At 66.3% G+C, this 20,054-nt stretch carries 19 protein-coding genes; 4 read left to right on the top strand and 15 right to left on the bottom strand.

The window, feature by feature from the left end:
- Positions 1-161 precede the first annotated feature (161 nt).
- The 4 genes from ACI8U3_RS00095 to ACI8U3_RS00080 form a co-directional block, all read right to left on the bottom strand.
- Positions 162-2,024 carry a copper resistance system multicopper oxidase gene (locus ACI8U3_RS00095; protein ID WP_021696596.1) on the bottom strand — a complete coding sequence of 621 codons (1,863 nt, stop codon included), beginning with the start codon at positions 2,022-2,024 and terminating at the stop codon, positions 162-164.
- Between the two features lie 139 nt (positions 2,025-2,163).
- Positions 2,164-2,616 carry a DUF305 domain-containing protein gene (locus ACI8U3_RS00090; protein ID WP_045318786.1) on the bottom strand — a complete coding sequence of 151 codons (453 nt, stop codon included), beginning with the start codon at positions 2,614-2,616 and terminating at the stop codon, positions 2,164-2,166.
- Between the two features lie 60 nt (positions 2,617-2,676).
- Positions 2,677-3,348: a DUF305 domain-containing protein gene (locus ACI8U3_RS00085; protein ID WP_196839251.1), complete on the bottom strand. Its 672-nt coding sequence runs from the start codon at positions 3,346-3,348 to the stop codon at positions 2,677-2,679.
- A gap of 272 nt (positions 3,349-3,620) precedes the next feature.
- Positions 3,621-5,975, bottom strand: coding sequence for a heavy metal translocating P-type ATPase (locus ACI8U3_RS00080; RefSeq protein ID WP_415012839.1), 2,355 nt, complete (start codon positions 5,973-5,975; stop codon positions 3,621-3,623).
- Between the two features lie 100 nt (positions 5,976-6,075).
- On the opposite strand from ACI8U3_RS00080, the gene ACI8U3_RS00075 reads away from it, so the two are divergent.
- Positions 6,076-6,348 (top strand): metal-sensitive transcriptional regulator, encoded by a 273-nt coding sequence (locus tag ACI8U3_RS00075; protein WP_415012838.1) that lies wholly within the window; start codon positions 6,076-6,078, stop codon positions 6,346-6,348.
- A gap of 142 nt (positions 6,349-6,490) precedes the next feature.
- Positions 6,491-7,615, top strand: a complete 1,125-nt coding sequence (locus tag ACI8U3_RS00070) for an acyltransferase family protein (protein WP_021696601.1) — start codon at positions 6,491-6,493, stop codon at positions 7,613-7,615.
- A 349-nt stretch (positions 7,616-7,964) separates the two neighbouring features.
- On the opposite strand, the gene ACI8U3_RS00065 is transcribed toward ACI8U3_RS00070, so the two are convergent.
- The 3 genes from ACI8U3_RS00065 to ACI8U3_RS00055 form a co-directional block, all read right to left on the bottom strand.
- The gene (locus ACI8U3_RS00065; RefSeq protein ID WP_415012837.1) at positions 7,965-9,056 is read right to left on the bottom strand and encodes an acyltransferase family protein; all 1,092 of its coding nucleotides are present in this window, start codon (positions 9,054-9,056) and stop codon (positions 7,965-7,967) included.
- 480 nt (positions 9,057-9,536) lie between these two features.
- Complete coding sequence (locus ACI8U3_RS00060; RefSeq protein WP_021696602.1) at positions 9,537-10,577, bottom strand: relaxase/mobilization nuclease domain-containing protein; 1,041 nt, start codon at positions 10,575-10,577, stop codon at positions 9,537-9,539.
- Positions 10,574-11,095, bottom strand: coding sequence for a MobC family plasmid mobilization relaxosome protein (locus ACI8U3_RS00055; protein WP_415012836.1), 522 nt, complete (start codon positions 11,093-11,095; stop codon positions 10,574-10,576). The genes ACI8U3_RS00060 and ACI8U3_RS00055 overlap by 4 nt, the downstream gene beginning before the upstream one ends.
- Before the next feature lie 165 nt (positions 11,096-11,260).
- Between ACI8U3_RS00055 and ACI8U3_RS00050 the strand changes: the two genes are divergently transcribed.
- Positions 11,261-11,500, top strand: coding sequence for a hypothetical protein (locus ACI8U3_RS00050; RefSeq protein ID WP_045318789.1), 240 nt, complete (start codon positions 11,261-11,263; stop codon positions 11,498-11,500).
- Between the two features lie 61 nt (positions 11,501-11,561).
- Here the strand turns inward: ACI8U3_RS00050 and ACI8U3_RS00045 are convergent, their stop codons facing one another.
- From ACI8U3_RS00045 to ACI8U3_RS00025, 5 genes are all read right to left on the bottom strand, one after another.
- Positions 11,562-11,795: a zincin-like metallopeptidase domain-containing protein gene (locus ACI8U3_RS00045; RefSeq protein WP_415012835.1), complete on the bottom strand. Its 234-nt coding sequence runs from the start codon at positions 11,793-11,795 to the stop codon at positions 11,562-11,564.
- A 330-nt stretch (positions 11,796-12,125) separates the two neighbouring features.
- A complete protein-coding gene (locus ACI8U3_RS00040; RefSeq protein ID WP_415012834.1) occupies positions 12,126-13,475 on the bottom strand; it encodes a dihydrolipoyl dehydrogenase family protein in 1,350 nt (449 codons plus the stop codon).
- A complete protein-coding gene (merB, locus tag ACI8U3_RS00035; protein ID WP_021224338.1) occupies positions 13,457-14,236 on the bottom strand; it encodes an organomercurial lyase in 780 nt (259 codons plus the stop codon). The genes ACI8U3_RS00040 and merB overlap by 19 nt, the downstream gene beginning before the upstream one ends.
- A gap of 12 nt (positions 14,237-14,248) precedes the next feature.
- Complete coding sequence (locus ACI8U3_RS00030) at positions 14,249-14,473, bottom strand: GDCCVxC domain-containing (seleno)protein (protein WP_021224337.1); 225 nt, start codon at positions 14,471-14,473, stop codon at positions 14,249-14,251.
- On the bottom strand, positions 14,466-14,825 hold the full coding sequence (locus tag ACI8U3_RS00025; protein WP_021224336.1) for a hypothetical protein: 360 nt from the start codon (positions 14,823-14,825) through the stop codon (positions 14,466-14,468). Before ACI8U3_RS00025 ends, ACI8U3_RS00030 begins: the two co-directional genes overlap by 8 nt.
- Positions 14,826-14,899: 74 nt before the next feature.
- Here ACI8U3_RS00025 and ACI8U3_RS00020 point away from each other — a divergent pair, with 74 nt between their 5' ends.
- Entirely contained in the window at positions 14,900-15,316 is a 417-nt protein-coding gene (locus ACI8U3_RS00020; RefSeq protein ID WP_016744720.1) for a MerR family transcriptional regulator, read from the top strand.
- Between the two features lie 3 nt (positions 15,317-15,319).
- Here the strand turns inward: ACI8U3_RS00020 and ACI8U3_RS00015 are convergent, their stop codons facing one another.
- The 3 genes from ACI8U3_RS00015 to ACI8U3_RS00005 all read right to left on the bottom strand — a co-directional run.
- Complete coding sequence (locus tag ACI8U3_RS00015) at positions 15,320-16,183, bottom strand: ArdC family protein (RefSeq protein WP_016744721.1); 864 nt, start codon at positions 16,181-16,183, stop codon at positions 15,320-15,322.
- A 168-nt stretch (positions 16,184-16,351) separates the two neighbouring features.
- Positions 16,352-18,490 (bottom strand): integrase, encoded by a 2,139-nt coding sequence (locus ACI8U3_RS00010; protein WP_415012833.1) that lies wholly within the window; start codon positions 18,488-18,490, stop codon positions 16,352-16,354.
- A 21-nt stretch (positions 18,491-18,511) separates the two neighbouring features.
- Positions 18,512-20,054, bottom strand: a 1,543-nt coding sequence (locus tag ACI8U3_RS00005; protein ID WP_415012832.1) for a hypothetical protein, incomplete at its 5' end; no start/stop codon positions are given.

Genomic DNA, 20,054 nt, shown 5'->3' with positions numbered 1-20,054 from the left:
CCGCGCGGCGTCGCCGGTCGGGGCGCCGCGTCGAACACAGCCTGGCGGAAGCGGCGCGGATTGCGCGGGCTGGGCGGCGACCGAGTGCCCAGCATGGGACTGAGCCAGGGCGGGAGACGCGGATGCGAGGATGAGCGGCAGAAGGGCGACTGAGGTCCGGATCACGAGGCGACTCCATCCATGGGGCGCACGGTGACGACGTTGAACATCCCCGCGTGCATGTGCATCAACATGTGGCAGTGGAAAGCCCAGTCGCCGGGGGCGTCGGCCGTCAGATCGAAGGTGACCTTGCCGCCCGGCGCGACATTGACCGTATGCTTGAGGGGCTGGTGGCCGGCTGGTCCGCCCGTCACGAGTTCGAAGAAATGGCCGTGCAGGTGGATCGGGTGGGCCATCATTGTGTCGTTGACCAGGGTCACCCGCACACGCTCATCTCGCTCGAAGCGGATGGGTTCAACGATCTCGCTAAATTTGCGCCCGTCGAAGCCCCACATGAATCGCTCCATGTTGCCGGTCAGATGGATTTCCATCGTCCGTGACGGGGGACGCTGGTCCTTATTGGGCTGGAGCGACACCAGGTCGGTGTAGACGAGGACGCGGTGGGGAACGTCCTGTAGCCCGGTCGGGCGCTCGCCCAACCGGTTCGCCGGGGCCATGGCGATGGCGTCAACGCCCACCCCGACCGCCATGTCGGGCGGCGCGTTCTCAGGATCGCGCATGTTCATCCCGGCCATGGACCCATGGTCCATCCCGCTCATCGTCCCGGCGGATTGGGGAGCCATGGCGCTGTGATCCATGCCCGCCATGGCTCCGCCGGACGCGCCGGTCATGGCCCCGTGGTCCATCCCGGCCATGGCCGCGCCTGGTTGGGCTCCCATGGACCCGTGATCCATCCCGCCCATGCCGCCCATGTCGCCCATGCCCATGTCGCGCATGGTCAGGTTGGGGACCTCGCGCAGCGGCGGCACCTCGGCGCTCATGCCCAGGCGCGGCGCCAGGGTCGCCCGACCCATGCCGGAACGGTCGATGGCCTCGGAGACGATGGTGTAGGCGCGGTCCTCGGTCGGCCGAACGATCACGTCATAGGTCTCGGCGACCGAGATCTGGAATTCGTCGGTTTCGACCGGCCGGACGTTCTCGCCGTCGGCCTGGACCACCGTCATCGGCAGGCCGGGGATGCGGACGTTGAAGATCGACATGGCCGAGGCGTTGATGATGCGCAGGCGCACCCGCTCGCCCGGCCCGAACAGGCCGGTCCAGTTCTCCTGCGGCCCGTGGCCGTTGATCAGATAAGTGTAGGTCGTGCCGTTGACGTCGAGGATGTCGCGCGGATCCATGCGCATCTCGCCCCACATCCGGCGTTCCTCCAGGCTCATCCGGTCCTCGCCGGAGATGAGCCCGGCCAAGGTCGTCCGCTGCCGATTGAAATATCCCGGGCTCTGCTTAAGCTTGGTCAGGATGTCGTGGGGGTTCATGAAGCTCCAGTCCGACAGGACCAGAACATGCTCTCGGTCATAGCCGATCGGGTCCGCGGCCGCTGGATCGATGACGATCGGGCCGTAGTGGCCGAGCGCTTCCTGGAGCCCCGAATGGCTGTGGTACCAGAAGGTCCCGGACTGACGGATCGGGAACTCGTAGACAAACGTCTCGCGCGGTCTGATGCCTGGGAAGCTGATGCCTGGAACCCCGTCCATCTGGAACGGCAGCAACAGGCCGTGCCAGTGGATCGAGGTGTCCTCGTCCAAGGTGTTGGTCACAGACAGTCGCACGTTCTGGCCCTCGCGCATCCGAAGCAGGGGCGCCGGAAGCATCCCATTGATCGTCGTCGCGAGACCGGTTCTGCCGCCCACGGTGAATGGGGTCTGGCCGACGGTGAGGTCGATGTTCGGTCCCGTCAGGGTCGGCAGGTCGGACCTCAGTCCCGGCGTGCCGGTCTGTGCCCAGGCAGGCATCATGCCCTGCAAGGCCGCAAGACTGCCTCCGGCGACGGCGCCGCGCAGCAGCAGTCGACGATCCAGCTTCATGGGATACTCCTGAAAGTCATGATCGCACCTCCGAACGGCGACGATCTATAGGGATTTACGCAAGCGGCGCGGCCGTCCCTCGCGACACGCTGCCGCAGAGAGCCGACCGCGCCAGCGCCTTCTTGGACCGCCCGCCGAATTACCGCCGCGCCAGAAGAGCCTTCATCTGGGCGATTTCTCGTTCCTGGGAGCTGACGATCTCTTCGCACAGACTGAGCACTTCCGGATCCGTCAGCGACGCCTGCTGGCACATCAGGATGGCGCCGGAGTGGTGCGGGATCATCGAACGCAGGAATTCCGCATCGCCCACCGCCGCCTGGGTCCGCATCCCCCAGAAGCTGACCGCGAAGACCAAAGCGGCGGCGGCGCCGATCAGCAGATTGGTTCGTTTAGAGGGATACATTGACCTCATGAAGACCAGCATAAGAATCGCCATCGGCGAGACCATCATCAGGGTCATGTAGACGTTATTGAGGTTAAGGTAGAAATGATCGAGGGACGCGATCATCGTATACATCACAAGGTACATGATGATGAAATCAAGGACGAGTTCGATCGCAAACGACCGATAGCTCCCCTTCATGGCTTTCATGTTTTCCACGGCTGCAACCCTTTTCTGATCAAAACCCGCCCCCGCATCAGCAACGCTGCGTCAGCCGGCATTCCCGGGATGGGCTTCCAACCACGCGCGTAACTCGCCGATGTCGGCCGTCTGCATCTCGATCGTCTTCTGCGCCATGCGCCGGATGCCGGCGTCCTGGCTCTCGCGCAGCACCACCTGGGACATGTCGAGAGCGCCCTGGTGGTGAGCGATCATCTTGCTGGCCCACATCTGGTCCGTGTTCGCTCCGGTCGCGGCCATCATGGCGTCTATCATTTTCGCTTCGGCCGGCGCGAACGGCGGCTCACCGCCTCCGTCCGGCGCCGCCGCACCGTCTGCGGCCCCCACGTTCGTCTCAAGCCAACGCCGGAGCTCGGCGATGTCCCCGGTCTGCATGTCGATGGTCTTCTGCGCCATCCGGCGAATGTCGGCATCCCGGGTATCCCGCAGCACGATCTGGGACATGTCGAGGGCGCCCTGATGATGGGGGATCATCTTGCGGGCCCATGACTCGCCGGCGTTGGCTCCTGTCGCCGCCCTCATGGCCTCGTGCATTTCGGTCTCGGCGGCGGAGAACGGCGTCTGCGCCATCGCCATGGGTTCCGAGGAGGCGTCCGCCTCCGGCGCCGACGGCGCCTCTGCCGCAGGACTGCAGGCTGCAAGAACGAGAGCTGAAGAGCCGGCTGCAAGGAGGGTCAAGCGCGTGATGGTTGGGTTGATCAATGGAATCTCCGGCTTCGATGCGGTCGCCGGCGATTCGCGGGGCGGCCAAACAATGAGGGGCGTCCGGCATCCGCTGCGGCGGGGCGGACTTGACCTGCCCCGGCAACACGCCGGACATGGATGACAACCTAATCCGGGCCAGCCGCCACGGTTCCGCCTTGATTAAATATACCGGAGCGTCGCCAGATCAGGCGAAGGGTCTTCCGCCGGGATGCGTATTGACCCAAGCGCCATTCATCATGTTCCCTGATCGCATCCCGACGCCGCCCCCTTCAAAGCCGGACCGCACGAAGCCGAAGCGCATTGGCGATGACGCTGACCGAGGATAAGGCCATCGCCAACGCCGCCAGGGCCGGTGACAGCAGAAGGCCGAAGATCGGGTACAACAGCCCCGCCGCGACCGGGATGCCAAGGGCGTTGTAGCCGAAAGCGAAGACCAGATTCTGGCGGATGTTGCTCATCACCGCCTTCGACAGCTTCCTGGCTCGGACAATGCCCTGAAGGTCGCCGCCTAGCAGGGTGACGCCGGCGCTTTCGATCGCCACGTCCGAACCTGCGCCCATCGCCACACCGACATCTGCGGCGGCCAGCGCTGGAGCGTCGTTGACCCCGTCCCCGGCCATGGCGACGATCCGGCCCTCGGCGCGCAGCCGCTCGACGACTGCCGCCTTGTCCTGCGGCAGGACCTCGGCCTGGACGTCGTCGATGCCTAGCTGGCGCGCCACCGCCTCTGCCGTGGTTCGGTTGTCGCCGGTCATCATCACCAGACGCAGGCCCGCCGCCTTCAGGTCGCGGATAGCCCCGGCGGTCGTCGCCTTGACTGGATCGGCGATGCCCAGGACGCCGGCCGCAGCTCCGTCCACGGCCACGAAGATGGCGGTGGCGCCGTCCTGGCGAAGCGCCTCAGCCTCGGCCTCAAGCGTTGCGACGTCGACGCCGATCTCCTTGAGGTAGCGGCCGTTACCGAGCACCACCCGGCGACCGTCGACCACCCCGGTGACGCCGCGCCCGACCGGGCTGTCGAACTCCGACGCCTCCGACAGCACCAGATTTCGGTCGGTCGCTGCGCGTACGACCGCATCGGCCAGCGGATGTTCACTGCTGCGTTCCAAACTGGCGGAGAGCCTTAGAAGCTCAACCTCGTCGAAACCGGCGGCTGGGCGGATAGTCGTCACCGACGGGCGTCCCTCGGTCAGGGTGCCGGTCTTGTCGAGCACCAGGGTGTCCACCTTCTCAAAGCGCTCCAACGCCTCGGCGCTCTTGATCAGAACCCCCGCGTGGGCGCCGCGTCCTACCCCGACCATGATTGAGATGGGTGTGGCCAGACCCAGCGCACACGGACAGGCGATGATCAGGACCGACACCGCAGCGACCAGCGCGTATGACAGTCGCGGTTCGGGACCGACCAGGCCCCAGACGATTGCGGCGAGAACCGCGATAACGATCACCGCCGGCACGAACCAGCCCGAAACCTTGTCAGCCAGACGTTGGATAGGCGCTCGGCTTCGTTGCGCCTGGGCGACCATCTGGACGATCTGGGCCAACAGGGTGTCGGCGCCAACCTTATCCGCCCGCATGACGAAGGAGCCGGTCTTGTTGAGCGACCCGGCAACGACCTTGTCGCCGACGGTCTTGGTCACCGGCATGGATTCGCCCGTGACCAGGGACTCGTCGATGGTCACGCGACCGTCCAGGATTTCGCCGTCGACCGCCACCTTCTCGCCGGGACGGACGCGCAGCCGATCTCCCACGACGACCAAGTCGAGCGTGACGTCTTCGTCGCCGCCGTCGTCACGAACCCGCCGCGCGGTCTTGGGTGCCAGATCCAGCAGCGCCCGGATGGCGCCGGATGTCTGTTCGCGCGCACGCAGTTCCAAGATCTGGCCCACTAGAACCAGCACTGTGATGATGGCCGCAGCCTCGAAATAGACCGGCGCGCTTCCGTCCATCCGCCGGATAGCGTCCGGGAACAGACTTGGCGCCATCACCGCGACCACGCTGTAGATCCACGCCGCTCCGACGCCGATGGCGATCAGGGTGAACATATTGAGGCTGCGGTTGCGGATCGAAGCCCAACCACGCTGGAAAAAGGGCCAGCCGGCCCACAGCACAACGGGCGTCGCCAGGGCGAACTGAATCCAGTTGGAGGTCTGGCCCGGAATCCGCATGGCCAGTCCCGTCAGATGGCCGCCCATTTCGAGCGCGAAGACCGGCAGGGTCAACACCGCGCCGACCCAGAGGCGGCGGGTGAAGTCGATCAGTTCGTGATTGACCGGCGCCTCGGCGGAGACTGTCTCCGGCTCCAGCGCCATGCCGCAGATCGGGCAGGAGCCAGGGCCTTCCTGGCGCACTTCCGGATGCATGGGACAGGTGTAGATCGCGTCGGGGGTGACGGACGCCGGTCCCGGGGCCTCGCTGAGATACCGGTCCGGATCGGCGATGAATTTGGTCCGGCAGCCCGCCGAACAGAAGAAGTGATCTTGTCTCTCGTGGGCGGTTCGATGCGCCGTGGTCGCCGGATCGACGGTCATGCCGCAGACCGGATCGACCGTCTTTGAGTCCCTGTCCGCCGATTTGGTCGAGCAGCAGCTGTGACCGGCTGGCGGCGAATGGGAGGGCATGGACATTGCGGGCTCCTTGGAAGGCCGCGCTTCAAATATACCCTACGGGGGTATATCGCAAGGCGCCGACCTGGGATACGGTCCAACCACTCGATCGAGGAATTGGATGCAGACCGAAGCTAAGCCCAAGGTGTTAAACCGCTTGAACCGAATCGAAGGACAGGTGCGCGGCATCGGTCGGATGGTCGAAGAAGATCGGTACTGCGTCGAGGTCCTGACCCAGCTCCAGGCGGTGCGGGCCGCCCTCCTGCGCGTCGAGAGCGAGGTCTTGAAGGACCACCTCGACCACTGCGTCATGGGGGCGATGACCGGCGACGATCTCGCCGACCGCAAAGCCAAAGCCACCGAACTGATCTACCTTCTCGCTCGCGCCCGCTAACGCGACAGGTCCCGTCGGAGCGGTTCGGCGACGTGCTGAGATATCCTCCGACGCCGGGGTCCGGTATGAGGGCTGTCTGCATCCGATGCGTAACCCGATTAGGCGGACGTTTTATCCCCGCCCGCCTTGGGGGCCATCGCTCATGACGTCTGTACCGCCGACCCGCGACGGCTACCCCGCCGAACTGAGGGCCCTGACCAGTTTGCGGGCCTTCTTGGCGGTGGGGGTGGTGCTATTCCACTATCAGCTCCAGTGGGACCCAGCCTTGGGCTTCAGTCCGATTATTGAGCGAAGCCGCCTGGCGGTGGACGCTTTCTTCATGCTGTCGGGCTTCATCCTGACCCACGTCTACGGGCCGGCCTTCGCTGCCGGGACCTTCAATTACAGGCGCTTCATCGTGGCCCGGCTGGCGCGGCTCTACCCCCTGCATCTGACCGTACTGACAGGGGTGCTGATCATGGTGTTGGGCGCCATGGCGGCCGGGGTGCAGTTCGACGCCGACAGCTACCCTCCGCTCGCCTTCTTCCAGACCCTGTTCCTCGTCCAGTCCTGGTTCCCGACGGACGCCGTCATCAACTGGAGCGGACCCAGTTGGTCGCTTTCGGCGGAATGGTTTGCCTATCTGCTGTTCCCCGCCTTTGCATGGCTGGCCCTGCGGTTCCGAGCGCGCCCCTGGGCGTTGCTCGGGATCGGAGCGGTGGCTTTCATTGCGATCGACGCCCTGTATGTCCAGGCGTTCGGCAAGGTCCTGCCCCGGGCCGAGGATTCGCTCGGCATCCTGCGGATCGTCCCGGAATTCTTGATCGGCATGGCGCTTTATGCGCTGGGCCATCGCTGGCGCTGGAGCCGGCCCGTCGCCGCCGCCGCCGCCCTGTTCACCACAGTGCTCCTGCTCGGTGCGATGCAGCTGTCGCTGGACGACCGCATCATCGTCGCCCTCGCGGCCCCCGTGATCCTGACATGGTCGCTGCTCGCCCGCGCGGACTGCGAAGGCCCCCTTGCCGCCCCGGCCCTAGTCTTCGCCGGCGAGGCGTCCTTCGCCCTCTATCTCGTGCATATGCCCGTCATCGTCGCATTCAAGGGTGTCGTTGCCGAACTCCGAGGCATCGACAGCGCTTTCCGGATCACACCGGTCGAACTGACGGGGTTGTTTGTCGCCACGGCGCTGATCGCAGCCGCCTTGCATTTGCTCGTAGAGAAACCCGGTCGAACTTGGATACGACGCAGGTTCGAGAGCCATAGGTCTGAAGGAGTTGCGCCCGACTAATCAGCATCTATCCTGCTGCTGGTTCTTTCAGCCCAAATGATGGTGTCGGCCCGACCGCCTTGTCGGAGCCGTCGGCGACTCCTGATCTAATAGCTCAGACGCTGACGCGCAGACCTGCGGCCTCTTAAGCCGCAGGTCCGTGGTTCAAGTCCACGAATGCCCCCACTTGTCACCACTCCTCGCAGGGACTTTGTCATCAAGCTTATTCGGCCCGCAACGTCAGGCAGCTAGGCTAGGATAGCTACGGACACGCCGCCTTTCTGTAGGTCAAGGCCGCCAATTCATCAGCAGAAAGACGAACTCCTTGAATTCGGCCCGACAGAATTGGCCGCAAGCAATCTAGCGGCACTCATATCCGCAAAAATACCTGACGCTGTCGCAGCCAAGCTACTATAAACCAAGTGACGCCTAGCACGACAGCGAGTGAAAATAACGACGCTAGGGTCGCCCCTCCTACTAACCCGTCGAAAGCCCGGCCTACATATAAGCGTCCAGCGGAAAGCGCCGTCAAAATCAGCGCATGCAGAACGTAAGCCGCGATCGCATTGAGCCCGAACGACCGGAAGAATTCGGTGCCGATGGGCCGTCGGCCAAGGACGTCGACTAACCAGTATGCAGATGCCAGTATCAAAAGAGTGAGGCCAGCACTGACCATCGCATAGCTGCTAGTCCAGAGGTTCTTTACGATCGGGAGCGCCCCTGACCAGACAACGCCCACCGCCAAAAACAGAGCACCGCTAATCGCTAAGCGAAAGGATATACCAGCGGACGGAGTGCGCTTGCACAACCATAGACCCGCCATCACACCGATCATACACAGGGCCACCGCAGGAAACGTACTGAGAACCCCTTCCGGATCGTAACCCGAAGGGCCCGGTACGTAGATGTGGCCGCTGAGCGTCACGCGATCAAACCACGAGACGAAGTTTGCGCCCGGCACCGTTATATCTCTAGGGACACCGGAGGGTAGCGGCGCGAGGAGAGCCGCCCAGTACCCGACAAGAAGAGTTGCAATCATGACTATCTGGAAACGGCTGGAAGTATGGCGAATGAGAAGGGCGGTCGCCAAATAAACAAGGGCGAGCCGTTGTAAAACGCCGAGTATACGGAATGTGTCTGGGTCCGGATCCCTCAACCAATAGAGATTGGAAAGCACAAGGCCTACGGCAAAGAGGCGGCTTGATCGGACCAGGACTCGTCGAAACGGTTGCTTTACAGAGGCGTCATAATTGAGCCCCAGCGAGACCCCCATCAGTACAACGAACGCTGGGAATACGAGATCAGCAGGGGTTAAACCCGTCCATTCTGCATGGAGAAGGGGCCAAGGCACGACGCTGACATGATGGTTTGCGACCGTAGCCGCCCAATTCACGATAATCATGCCTACGACGGCGAAACCGCGCATCACATCGAGCGAAGCAAGACGCTGCGCACCAACCATCGACAGTCCTCCGCTTCCTAAATTGATTACGTGGCGAGCGACTAGTTCCCTCACTCCGCTCGTTCGACTTCCTCGACGAATTAATTATTTCGCGCTCTATCTGAAAGGAAGGCGGCGCTCCGTGGGGGAGCTGAGTAGAAATCGCCATGAGACTGACCCAGAGCCGGATTCCGACTCAGGTCTATTCAGCGCCGGACGATCCGATGTTGCTGGCCCTTGTATTGGAGCTGACGGACCCCAAGGGGGTCTAGCGCGGCTCGTCGCAGCGGTTAATCGAACGGCCCAGGAAGAACCGCTCGGCGTGGACCTGTCGGTCACGCTCAACCCGAAGACGATTAAGCACGGCGGCAGGCATGTCGCGCTTCGCTGTTCCTTACTGATTTTTCCGCCTCAAAAGCGCTCGTGATTCTGCAATGAAAATGACGACAAACGGCTCACCGAAACACAGGGCTTCGTCCTGACGCTTTCGGCTGCCGCCAATCAGCGGCGACGGCGCGCCGATCGGTCGGGTGGCGGCGCCGCCGGAGGATGGGTGAAATCCTTCCCAAGCCACGCCTGATCGAGTTGACGCTCGATCTGTTGTCCTCGAGTTAGGACGGGCGGCATGTCGGGCACGAACTGCTCGATCCTGCGGCCCATCGCCTGGTCTTCCACCTGACCGGACCGGGCGAGCCTCAGCGCCTCCGCGACGAACGCTCGCCTTATGGTCAGCTGCCGGTCCCGGATCGGTCCGAGCCAGCCGGCGTCACGACCGTCCGGTCTGGCGGCGTCGCGATAGGCGCTGGCCAGCACCGCAGGGATCTCACCCGTCCCCGCGACGAACCGTTCCCGCAGCTTGCGTACGGGGATGCGCTCGGCCTTCTTGACTACGCCTCGCGCGCGACGCGGGGTCGCCTCGGCTTCGACGCCCCTCGCCCGCATCGCGGCTGCGAACCTGTCCCGCCAAACCTGCAGATCGGCCTTGCGCGGGTTCAGCCGTTCTCCATCCCGCCCGAGCGCCCGCACAGTCATATGCACATGAGGGTGACGGTCGTCTGTGTGGAGCGCGAACACATAGGGATGGCGGTCGCCGAAGGTTTGGTCGGCGAAGGCGCGCGCGGCGTCGTGGACCCGAAACGAGTCGGTCCCCGCCGGCATACTGAGCACGATCGACAGCGACACCGGCGAATTCCGTCGATGCCTTGGGTCGACCGAAAGTTCGGCCGTCCAGTCTTCCGCCAGTGACTTAACCGCAGATCGACCCTCCAGCCGCTCGCCGTCCGGCCCCTCCAGAACGAGCTTGCCGTTGCGCGAGATGTAGTCGAGGTGGCGCAGAAGATGGCCTCCATCGCGCGTCCGACCCGTGATCTTGACCATCACCTCCGGCGCCCGGCGCACGACCCGCGCCAGTTGCGCGCGCGTTCCCGACCCTGCCGCGGCGGTTGGTCCGCGAAGCACGGTCGGAGTGATCCGCGCGCGTCGAATGTCGATGGGCGGCCGAAGGACCTCCTCGAAGCCGAAGGGTGTCCGGAAGTCGGTCATAGCTCCGCGGACCAGTAGGCCAAGTTCCCGTTGAAGGCATCATGCAGACCCGCGATGTGCGCCCGGACTTCGTCGCTGAAGGCCGCCAGCTGGGCCGTCTCCAGGTCGAGCACCGTCCCTTCCATCACCGCCGTGTTCAGGGCGCGGGCGATTTGGTTGACGTTGACGCCGATCCGCCGGAGTTCGCGCTGGACCTCGATGAACGCCAGGGCCTCCGGCCGGGTGAACTGGGGCCGGTTGTGAAGGCGTCCGCGGATCAGGGCGACAGACCATTGGGTGCGGGACAGGCCCGCGCTTGCCGCCTCGGTCTCGAGCAGGGCCACATCCAGCTCGCTGAGGCGGAGGGTCAGCTTGCTCGACTTGCCGCCCGTCGGAGGGTTCTCGGGCACGGGAAGATGTGCCTGCGCGACGCCCTCCATGAGGCTGCGCAGGAAGCGCGACCGGCCCCCGTGACCGGCTGCGGCGGCGTCGAAACGACGGGCCAGATCGGGCGAGAGGCGAAGGGTGAGGCGGTCCATCGGTCGAGGGCTTTGTCAGACATTGCCGGCGCAAAGCCTATCCTGCCCTAGACAGTCACCTCCCTCGCCCCGTAGGCCTGCGGGGCTGCCCCGTCCTCCCCTCGGCGTCCGCTTCGCGACCGCTCGCCCACCGCCCTGAAGGGCGCCCCAGCCGGACGACGGGCGATGGATGGACCCCGCCATGCTTTCATCCAGATCGTGCTCTCAGCGTTCCAGGCACTTGTGCGGCGGCGGTTGGAGAACACACCCCTCAGGTTCGACTGCGTGTATTTTCTGTCGCCCCACGACGCCGCGGACGCGACCATCTTCACCGTCTATCCCGGTCAACCACACAGCTTCTTCACGGAGATGTCGGATGAACGGCTGGCGGTGATACGCCTTCTGCGGGTAGATTCAGCGACGTGACGAACGATCCAACCTCGTAGATCGACGCCGCCGCCACGCGGCGTCGATACGATTGACGGTCTCAGCCGGATTGAAGTTCGTGCAGGAAGGTCACCGCGCGTTGGGCGTGGGCGGCCGCGCTGAAGACGAAACGCTTGTCGTCGCGCAGCACCCGGAGCCAGGACTCGACATAGGCGGCGTGATCGTCACGCGGTTCCAGATGGAGTTCGAGGTCGGCGCACAGGAATGCTGCGCCCAATTCCGCCACATATCCTGACAGTCCAGCCCAAAATGGCGGTTGGAAGGTGAAAACCATCGGTTGCCTCCAGCACTGCCCAAAAGCCCCATGGCCTCCCCCGAGGCGGGGGTGGGCGGCGAGAGCGACCGGAGAGGCCTGCTGAAGCGGCGGGCTGCACCCGCAGGGGCGAAATGAAATGGAGCAGCCCGGCGAAGCCGAGGCTTGCAGCGCGCCGCGGCGGGCCTAGCAGGGAGCGCCGACCACTCCCGCATCGAGGGAGAGGCCAAAAAATCGGAGCCGCCGCGCAAGCGGCGTCCGCTTAATGGCGGGCGACAGCCCGCATCGACATGCATCGCGAAGCGGCCGATCGCGCGAGGGATCGGCCGCCATGGCAGTGGCGCTCGTGCGTTAAGTCAGCATGTAGCCGACGTCGGAGGCGCCGGTCGGATAGGCGAACATGGTGGAGCGAAGATCGGCCGCGGTGAGGCCGTGGCGGATTGCCAGACCGAAAACGTTGATTACCTCGTCGGCGTTCGGCCCCACGAGATGCGCGCCGAGGATGAGGTCCGTGTCCTCGTCGATCAGCAGCTTATGGCCGTAGACCGGCTCGGCGAGGCGGCGGGCGGTGAACCAGTCTGGCGTCGAGGCTGCGTTGACCCGGAGCGCGACGCCGCCGCGGCGCGCCGCCTCCTCTGACAGTCCGACGGCGGCGATCGGCGGCAGAGTGAAGGCCACGCTCGGCACGCCGCGATAGTCCGGCTGGTGCGTCGGGCCATCCAGGAGGTTGGCGGCAACTACCTTGGCATCGTGGCTGGACACCGGCGTCAGCCGCGGCCCGACTCCGGCAGCGTCGCCGGCGGCATAGACCCGCGGGTTGGAAATGCTCCGCAGATGCGCGTCGAGCTGCAGGCGCCCGTCCTGCACGGCCACCTCGCCGGCGGACAGGTCGAGCGCCTTGAGGTCAGGACCGCGCCCGGCGGCATGAACGACGAGATCGGCGGCGACGCTGAGATCAGGCTCGCCCTGGCGCTCGGCGTGGACCAGCAGACCGCTCCCGCTGCGCTCGACCCGGGTAACGGTGGCACCGGTCTCGACGCGGATGCCGAGCGCCTCGAACCGGGGCGTCAGCCAGCCCACCAGGTCGGGATCGAAGTGCGGCAGGAGCCGCTCGGCCCGCTGTAGGATGGTGACCTCTGCGCCCGCTCGGGCCGCCAGATGCGAGAACTCCGCAGCGACATAGCCGCCGCCGATCAGCACGATCCGGCGCGGCAGGGCCTGAAGCTCCAGGAACGCATCGCTTGTGCTCACCAGATCTTCGCCCGGAATGCCGAGCGGGACTGGACGCGCGCCGCTGGCGATCAGGATATGGCGGGCCCGCAATGTCCGGCCTTCCACCACGATCGTGTCTGGGCCGGCAAAGCGAGCAACACCGTGTAATGCGTCGACACCGAGCTCGGCGTAGCGGTGCGCCTGCTTGGCGGGGATCGGATCGGTGAAGGTCCGCTTGAACGCCATCAGGTCGGGCCAGTCGATCGCCAGCGTGCCGTCGACGCCATGTCTGGCCATGCGCCTTGCCGCGTAGATCGCTTCCTCGCCGCTGACCAGCATCCTCTTGGGATCGCAGCCACGCAGCGCACAGGTGCCGCCGAACGGACGGTGATCGATGACGGCGACGGACCATCCAGCGGCACGGACCCGGCCGACCGCGACCTGCGCTGCCGTGCCACTGCCGATGACGATCAGGTCGTAGGAAGCCATGGTCGCATCTCCATCCGCATCGGCGCAAAAATCGCGCGCCCAACCTCGAGCGCTTCGGCCAGGCACAGACGAATGCCGTCATCGGCTCCGACCGGACCGCTCGCGCACCAGGCCGCCAGATGATCGTCATCGCAGAAGAAGGCCTGCAAGGTGCAGAGCGACGATGCCGCGCAGCCACTGGCATAGCGACGGCCGGACCAGACGACGATCGCGCCCGGCTCAACCTCTTCCAGCTCGCGGCCGCGGCTGGGGGTATGGATGGCGAGCGTGCGCCGGCACTGGCGGCAGGCCGAGCGGATCATGCAGTCCCGCTCCAGCATGGCGCCGATCCCCAACGCGTCGATGGCGCACATGGCGCTCATGGTCACTCCGCTGACTTCGACTTGATGTTCGCTGGGGCCGTCGGTGAACGGATAGGCGCCGGTCACCCGGCCCGCGCCGTCGAGGACCACGAGATCGCGCCCGGCGAGCCGCTGCAGGGCCGAGCCGACCTCGCCGGAGGGGAGTCCCGATGCGGCGGCGATCTGTGCCGGCACCGGCGAGCGACCATCGGCAGCATAGGCTTGAAGCACGGCGCGCCGGACCCGCTCCTCGACGCCGTCCATCCCGCGCCACTTCGAACCGATGAACGCCGCGAACAGTGCCGTCAGGGCTGCGCGGGCGCTGGGTGTTGTGACTGCGCTCCAGTCCGGGACAACGGCACCGCCGGGAAATGTAACCGTCGATCCAAAGGCGGCTTCAGCGGATGATGCGCGCGCCATCGCCCGCCCTCCTCAGCCGCAGCACGCCTTACCGCCGCTCTCCTGGATCGGCGGACAGGGCACGTCGCCGTAGGAGCAATAGACGCAGCAATCGCCCGGCTTGGGCTTGAGGACCGCGCCGCAACCCCGGCAGTCGTAGAAATACTGGCAGGCATTGGTCGGCATGGTCTCCGTCGCCCGATGACCGCAGTGGGGACAGGTCAGCGTCGAGCGCAGCTCGGGGGTGGCATCAGACATAGCGATAGCCTGCCCAGAGCAGGGCCGCACCGAGCAGCAATCCGATGAGCGTGAGAACACGCATCCAGCGCGGCGTGCATATGCCGCCCGGCCCACAGCGCGCCGCCGTAACTTGCTGGCGCAACAGCAGCGCCGCGCCGGCAAGCAGGCACAATGCGCCAATGAGGAGAAGCGGCGTGCGATACGGCGCGGCGACAATGGCCACGCCGCCGAGCCAAGCTGCGCCGATCCCGGCGGATGCGAAGAGGATCGGCAGCGCACAGCAGGCGGCGACGCCGAACGCCGCAGCGATCCCCGCCAGCGTGAGCGTGGCGGTGCCGATCCCCTTAGGCGGGCTTGGCGTCTGGGTCACGGGCGACTCCTTGTGGCGGGCATTGAGCTGTCCTAACATCTGTAGCGACTACAGACTCAAGAGGTATTTTGGGGATGGCCGCAACCGGCGCGATCCAGATCGGCGAACTCTCACGCCGCACCGGATGCAACATCGAGACGATCCGCTATTACGAGCGGATCGGGCTGCTGCCCGCTCCGCCGCGGCGGGGCCGCTACCGCAGCTATGGCCGGGAGGACGTGGCTCGCCTGGGCTTCGTGCGCCGCGCGAGGGAGCTGGGCTTTACCCTGGACGAGGTACGCGCCTTGCTCGGACTCGCGGTTGGCGGTCAGGCCTCCTGCGCCGAGGTGCGCGAGCTCGCGGCGTCGCACCTGAAGGACGTACGCGCGCGGATCGCGGACCTCAAGCGGATGGAACGGGTTCTGGCCGACTCGGTGCGCGCCTGCGATGCCGGTCGGGATCCGGGCTGTCCGCTGCTCGACACACTTGGCGCCGAAGTGCGGGTCGCGTGAGCATTACGGCTGTCGGGCGTGCATCCAGTCGGCTGCCGCCTGCGCCTTGCTCGCCGCGGTGAAGATCGCCCGAGGCTCGTCCTTGAGCAGTTGCAGCCAGGAGGCGATGTAGGCCGCATGATCGGGTCGCGGTTCGTGCGCGATCCCGAGATCGGCAAGCAGGAACGATGCGGTCAGCTCGGCGGTTGCTTCCTCCATCGCGAGCGCGTGCCTGGTCCACTTGGCGCTGAAATCCCGGTCGAGCCGATGGACTGCGCCACTGGCATGAGCCGCTTCGTGAATGTGGGTGGCATAGAAGCCGTGGGCGTCGTGGAAGGCGCTGAAATCCGGCAAGTGGATGCGGTCTTCGGCGATGTGATAATAGGCACTGGCCGAGCCGTAGACGGTATCGATGCCGAGCGCGGCGATGAAGGCTTCGGCGGCGGCGAGGCGTTCGCTCTCGGGCAGGACCGGCCCCGGTTCGGGCGCATAGCCATCGACCTGATCGGCGTTGAACAGGCTGAATGCCTTGGCGAAAAGCCGTCGGTGGTCGTCATCGTCGCCGGCGTCATCGCCCTTCGCGCGAAACTCCTTCCAGAGGACGCCGAGGCTGGCGTGCTCGCCCTTGCGGACCTGCGCGCCGAGCGCCTGCCACTGGCGATAGGTGCCCCAGACCCCGCTCGCATAGCCGCTGCCATAGGCGGCCGCCCAGAGCGAGACCGTATTTATGCCGCGATAGGGCTTGCCGCTGGCGACGTTGGTCGGGCGGGTGACGTCGGCGCCAGAATGATGCCACGGCATGCGCCAGGTGCCGGTGCCGGCTTCGATCGCGGCGACGATCGCGTCGGTGACGCGCGCATAGACGTCTGAGCGTGGTGAGGCTGACATGATCTGTTCTCCGTTCTCGCGCCGGGGACCATCCCCGGCGGCGGAGGCCCGTTCGCGCCGGGCACAGGGGGCTCGCGCACCCGTCAGGGCCGCAGCGAAGCGGAGGACGGCGAAGCCGTTGCGCGGGTGCGCCGACCGGCGCAGGACTCCGCCAACAGCCGGGGTGGTCTACGGCGCGGGAGGGTCGATCCCGGCAATCACCGCGGTCAGGCGGCCAAGCTCGCCCTCAAGCGCGCGGCGCTGGAGATCGGACATGCGCCGTTCGCGTAAATGCGCCCTGGCATCATCGGCCGCGCGCTCCCACGCCGGCCTGTGGCGGGCGGTGATACAGGCGTTGGGGCAGCGGGTCGGCTCGCACAGAGCGGTGAGCGGCTGCCTGGGATCGGGGGTCGTCACGCGCTTGAGGCAGAGCGCGGTCGCGGGATCGAAGAAGCAATCCGCGAGCAGACCGACGTGGAAGGTGCGCGCGACGCTGGCGAGCATGACGCGCAGGCGGGCCCGATCGGCGATCATGGCGGGCAGTGGCCCGAGCTTAACGGCGGCATCGTCGAGGGTCCGCGCGATGCGTGGTCCCGCCGGTCCGCCGAGTGATGCGCCGCCCTGCCGCCGGTCGAAATAGTCCAGCAGATCGTCAATCTGACCGAGCCGGCGCTGCGCCTCGACCTCTGCGCGAAACCCCGATCCACTGGTCCCGGCATAGCCCTCGAAAGCGGCGACCGAGGCATGCTTGTACTGGATCATGCCGGCGATGGTGCCGAACGGACGGTTGGCGATGTGCCACGCGATGGTGCGCCGGAACTGCCGCGTCGTGATGCGCCACGGCTTGCCATCGGGGCCGGGTGGGATGACCGGCGCATCGGGGCTGCCGAAGACGGTGTTGAGGTGGTCGCGGAAGGCGTTGAGCTGGCGGACCACCTCGCTCGACAGATGCGTCTTGGTGACAGCGCGGGGACGAAGCACCGGCCAGAGCGTGTCGCTTCCAGTCTTCCGTGCCGCGTGTTCCGACAGCCGTTCGAGCACCGTGATCGCCTCGGCCACCGGTTCGATCGTCACCCAGCTCGCCGACTCACCGGCGCTCGATCGGCGCTTGTAGAGGGTCGATCGGACGCGTTGCCGCTCGATCAGGCCGTCTTCGCTGCGCGCGATCGAGAGGCAGCCGCGCCGCATCGCCTGGACCTCGCAGTCGCGCATGCCGGTCAGATAGGCGCATACGATATAGGCGGCGGCCTGCAGCATCCGCTCCTCGATCGCTAGGGTCTTCACGTCGAAGCGGGCACGCCATGGCCGACCGCTCTCGGGAGCGATCGAGATCGGCGTGTCCATGCCGCCGACCTCGGTACCAAGCGATGCAACCGCTTCGCGAATGACATCCGGTGCGCCGGTAGTGAGCATGAGATGCATGGCCGGCTCGGCGACGGCATCGATGCCGGCATGCAAATGGAGGAGATGGGCGTTGATCGGCGGGGTTGCATCCCCGGTGAGGGGATCGATGCGCGTGGCGCCGTTGTGTGCCGTCGTCCAGATGGGCACGCCGCGTCCTTGCCGGGCTCGGCGCGCGAGATAGCGCTCGAGGCGCGCGCGCTGCCGCAGGCGGCGCTCTGCATCAGGCAGTCCGCGTTCGGCGGCGAGCAGCCGAGCGCGGACTGCCTCGAGCCGATCGAGCGCGACCCGAGCCGCCAGAATATCGGTCGCGAAGGTCGTGACATAGCGCAGCGACCAGGCGAGCAGCGGCGTGACAATCTCCTCCGGCATGCGTGGGGTGCGGTTCTCGCGCACATGCCGATATCCGGCGACGCGCGCAGCCGCTTGCCCGGCCCACGGCTCGAACCCGAGACCGCCTCCAGGCAGGTGATCCCGGAGATGGTAGAGATCGGTGACCACCTGCAAGAGCTGGCCGACGATGACGGGGCGCCGCGCTGAATCATCCCGCAGGTGGCGCGCATAAGCGTCGATCAGCGCCTGATCGATGCGGCCCAGGTCGAGCCGCCCAAGCCGCTCGCGCGCGAAGGCGAAGAACCGGCGAGCCCGGTTGAATGCCTGTCGGATGCTGGCGGGCGGCAGCTTCGGGTGGTAGCCGGGAAGACCGACGTTGAGGCGGGCGTAGAGATAGGCGCGCATTGCCGCCTGCACATCGGCATGTTCGAGCACGTCGAAATGCACGGTGACGTGGCAGCGCCGAGCGTTCTCGCGGAAGACGGCGGGACCGAGATCCCAGGTCGGGTCGCCGACGTGCGACAGCTCCTCGCGGGCATGGCCCGCCTTGAGCGGCGCGCTCGCCAGCACAGGGCGATCGTCGAACGCGGGCACGAGGGCATGGACGGGGCGTGGTCATGCGCGTGCCTCCGGCGGCAGATAGAGCCGTTCGCTCCCCATCTGCCGGCGCGCTTCGGCGATAACGGCATCGGAGAAGACCGGCAGGACCTGGACCGTGATCCGGGTGTGGACGCGGCCGAACTTGGCGGCCCAGTCGCTCGCCGGCAGGCTGCATCGCTGCTCTTCGACGAACGCGAGAAAGGCGAGGATCGCGGGGAGCTTGCGCGCGGTGATGACGGCGTTGGGACAATCGAGGCAGCCCCAGAAGGGCTGCGCGCAGGGCGAACCGGGCTCGGCGAAAGGACTGCTATGGAAGCCCGCGCAGGCGGCGAGCCAGACATCCTGTTCGCCGTCGAGCACCGGACCCACCGTATCAGCCGACATCAGCGACGCGACCTGTTCGGGCGCTTCGCGCAGCGCCTGCTCGGCGGTGGGTGGAAGCACGGTCGGCATCGCCGCAGCGACCGCTGCGCGGAAGGCATCGGCGACGGCCGCCTCGTGCAACGGCCGGAGCGACGGCAGATCGGCATAGTGGCGCGCCGCGACCTCGCGGGTGTGACCGACCGCGAAGCGGGCCATATGCCCCTCGGTCTTGGTGTACCATAGCGCCTTGTGGGTCTTGCGCAGCCGGGAAAGCAGCAGATGGAGCGGCTTCCCATCATCGCCGGCGATACCATGGCGACGAGCCCAGGCGGCGAGTTGGAACTTGGGATCGACGATGCCGGCGCGAAGGCCGCCAACGTTGTGATAGAGCCAGAGGCAATCGTCGGTCAGATGCTCGCGTGCGACGGCGGTGACGTCGATCAGGCGACGCATGAGGCCGCCGGGTGTGCCGCTACCACCATCGCGGACCCGCATGCTCTTGTGCTCGGCACCGCGGGCGCGGCGCTTCAGATAGCGTAGCTCCACCGTGCCGGCATGCGGGTTGGTGAGACAATCCACGGTCAGCGTCTTCAGGCACTCCGGCTCGAGGCCGGTATCGAGCGTGAGCAGCACGAGCAGCGCCGGCAGATCGCGCGCGAGCAGATGATGGCGGCCATGCAGGTCGTCGATGAGCGTGCTGATCGGCAATCCGCGCCGCATGCGCATGAAATAGAGGCGCTTCAGCGCGGGCTGGTCTGCGACGATAAAGCCCTGCCGCGCGATGATCGCTTCGACATCGGCGCGCGCCCTGGCGACGACAGGGTCGCCCTCATCAGTGCGGTCGTCGGCGCCGAGGCGGCGAAGCATCGCTTCGATATCGGCCCTCGCGGCGTCGCGCAGCGCGCGGGCGACGAAGGGGCTATAGGCATCGCGCGGGGTCGAGCGGCCCGCCGAAGTGGCCAGCGTGTAGCGCAGCCGCTCATGCAGGTCGGGCGCGATCCGATCGGGCCGGTCTGCCTCGATCGCGCGCAGCGTGTTGATGACCTTGCCGACCGTTATGTGCCGGTGGATCGCGCCCATCCCACGCCGTTCGAGCGCGGACGCAAAGCCATCGATATGGACTGCGCGCAGGTCGTTGACGCCGGTCACCTCCGGCGCATCATCGCCAAGCCAGGCGAAGAAGTGGCGATAGACC

Origin of the sequence: Brevundimonas sp., assembly GCF_047617075.1 — a bacterium.
Taxonomy (GTDB): domain Bacteria; phylum Pseudomonadota; class Alphaproteobacteria; order Caulobacterales; family Caulobacteraceae; genus Brevundimonas.
The sequence above is the reverse complement of the archived record's forward strand: the minus strand, read 5'-3'. Positions and strand labels throughout refer to the sequence as shown.

Excerpts from the sequence above, each read along its gene's own strand:
- merB (WP_021224338.1), bottom strand. The coding sequence starts at position 14,236 with ATGGCGCGCGCATCATCCGCTGAAGCCGCCTTTGGATCGACGGTTACA.
- ACI8U3_RS00070 (WP_021696601.1), top strand. The coding sequence starts at position 6,491 with ATGACGTCTGTACCGCCGACCCGCGACGGCTACCCCGCCGAACTGAGG.
- ACI8U3_RS00045 (WP_415012835.1), bottom strand. The coding sequence starts at position 11,795 with ATGGTTTTCACCTTCCAACCGCCATTTTGGGCTGGACTGTCAGGATAT.
- ACI8U3_RS00095 (WP_021696596.1), bottom strand. The coding sequence starts at position 2,024 with ATGAAGCTGGATCGTCGACTGCTGCTGCGCGGCGCCGTCGCCGGAGGC.
- ACI8U3_RS00055 (WP_415012836.1), bottom strand. The coding sequence starts at position 11,095 with ATGGACCGCCTCACCCTTCGCCTCTCGCCCGATCTGGCCCGTCGTTTC.
- ACI8U3_RS00065 (WP_415012837.1), bottom strand. The coding sequence starts at position 9,056 with ATGGTTGGTGCGCAGCGTCTTGCTTCGCTCGATGTGATGCGCGGTTTC.
- ACI8U3_RS00015 (WP_016744721.1), bottom strand. The coding sequence starts at position 16,183 with ATGTCAGCCTCACCACGCTCAGACGTCTATGCGCGCGTCACCGACGCG.
- ACI8U3_RS00030 (WP_021224337.1), bottom strand. The coding sequence starts at position 14,473 with ATGTCTGATGCCACCCCCGAGCTGCGCTCGACGCTGACCTGTCCCCAC.
- ACI8U3_RS00080 (WP_415012839.1), bottom strand. The coding sequence starts at position 5,975 with ATGTCCATGCCCTCCCATTCGCCGCCAGCCGGTCACAGCTGCTGCTCG.
- ACI8U3_RS00075 (WP_415012838.1), top strand. The coding sequence starts at position 6,076 with ATGCAGACCGAAGCTAAGCCCAAGGTGTTAAACCGCTTGAACCGAATC.
- ACI8U3_RS00020 (WP_016744720.1), top strand. The coding sequence starts at position 14,900 with ATGGCCGCAACCGGCGCGATCCAGATCGGCGAACTCTCACGCCGCACC.
- ACI8U3_RS00040 (WP_415012834.1), bottom strand. The coding sequence starts at position 13,475 with ATGGCTTCCTACGACCTGATCGTCATCGGCAGTGGCACGGCAGCGCAG.
- ACI8U3_RS00060 (WP_021696602.1), bottom strand. The coding sequence starts at position 10,577 with ATGACCGACTTCCGGACACCCTTCGGCTTCGAGGAGGTCCTTCGGCCG.
- ACI8U3_RS00050 (WP_045318789.1), top strand. The coding sequence starts at position 11,261 with ATGGATGGACCCCGCCATGCTTTCATCCAGATCGTGCTCTCAGCGTTC.
- ACI8U3_RS00090 (WP_045318786.1), bottom strand. The coding sequence starts at position 2,616 with ATGAAAGCCATGAAGGGGAGCTATCGGTCGTTTGCGATCGAACTCGTC.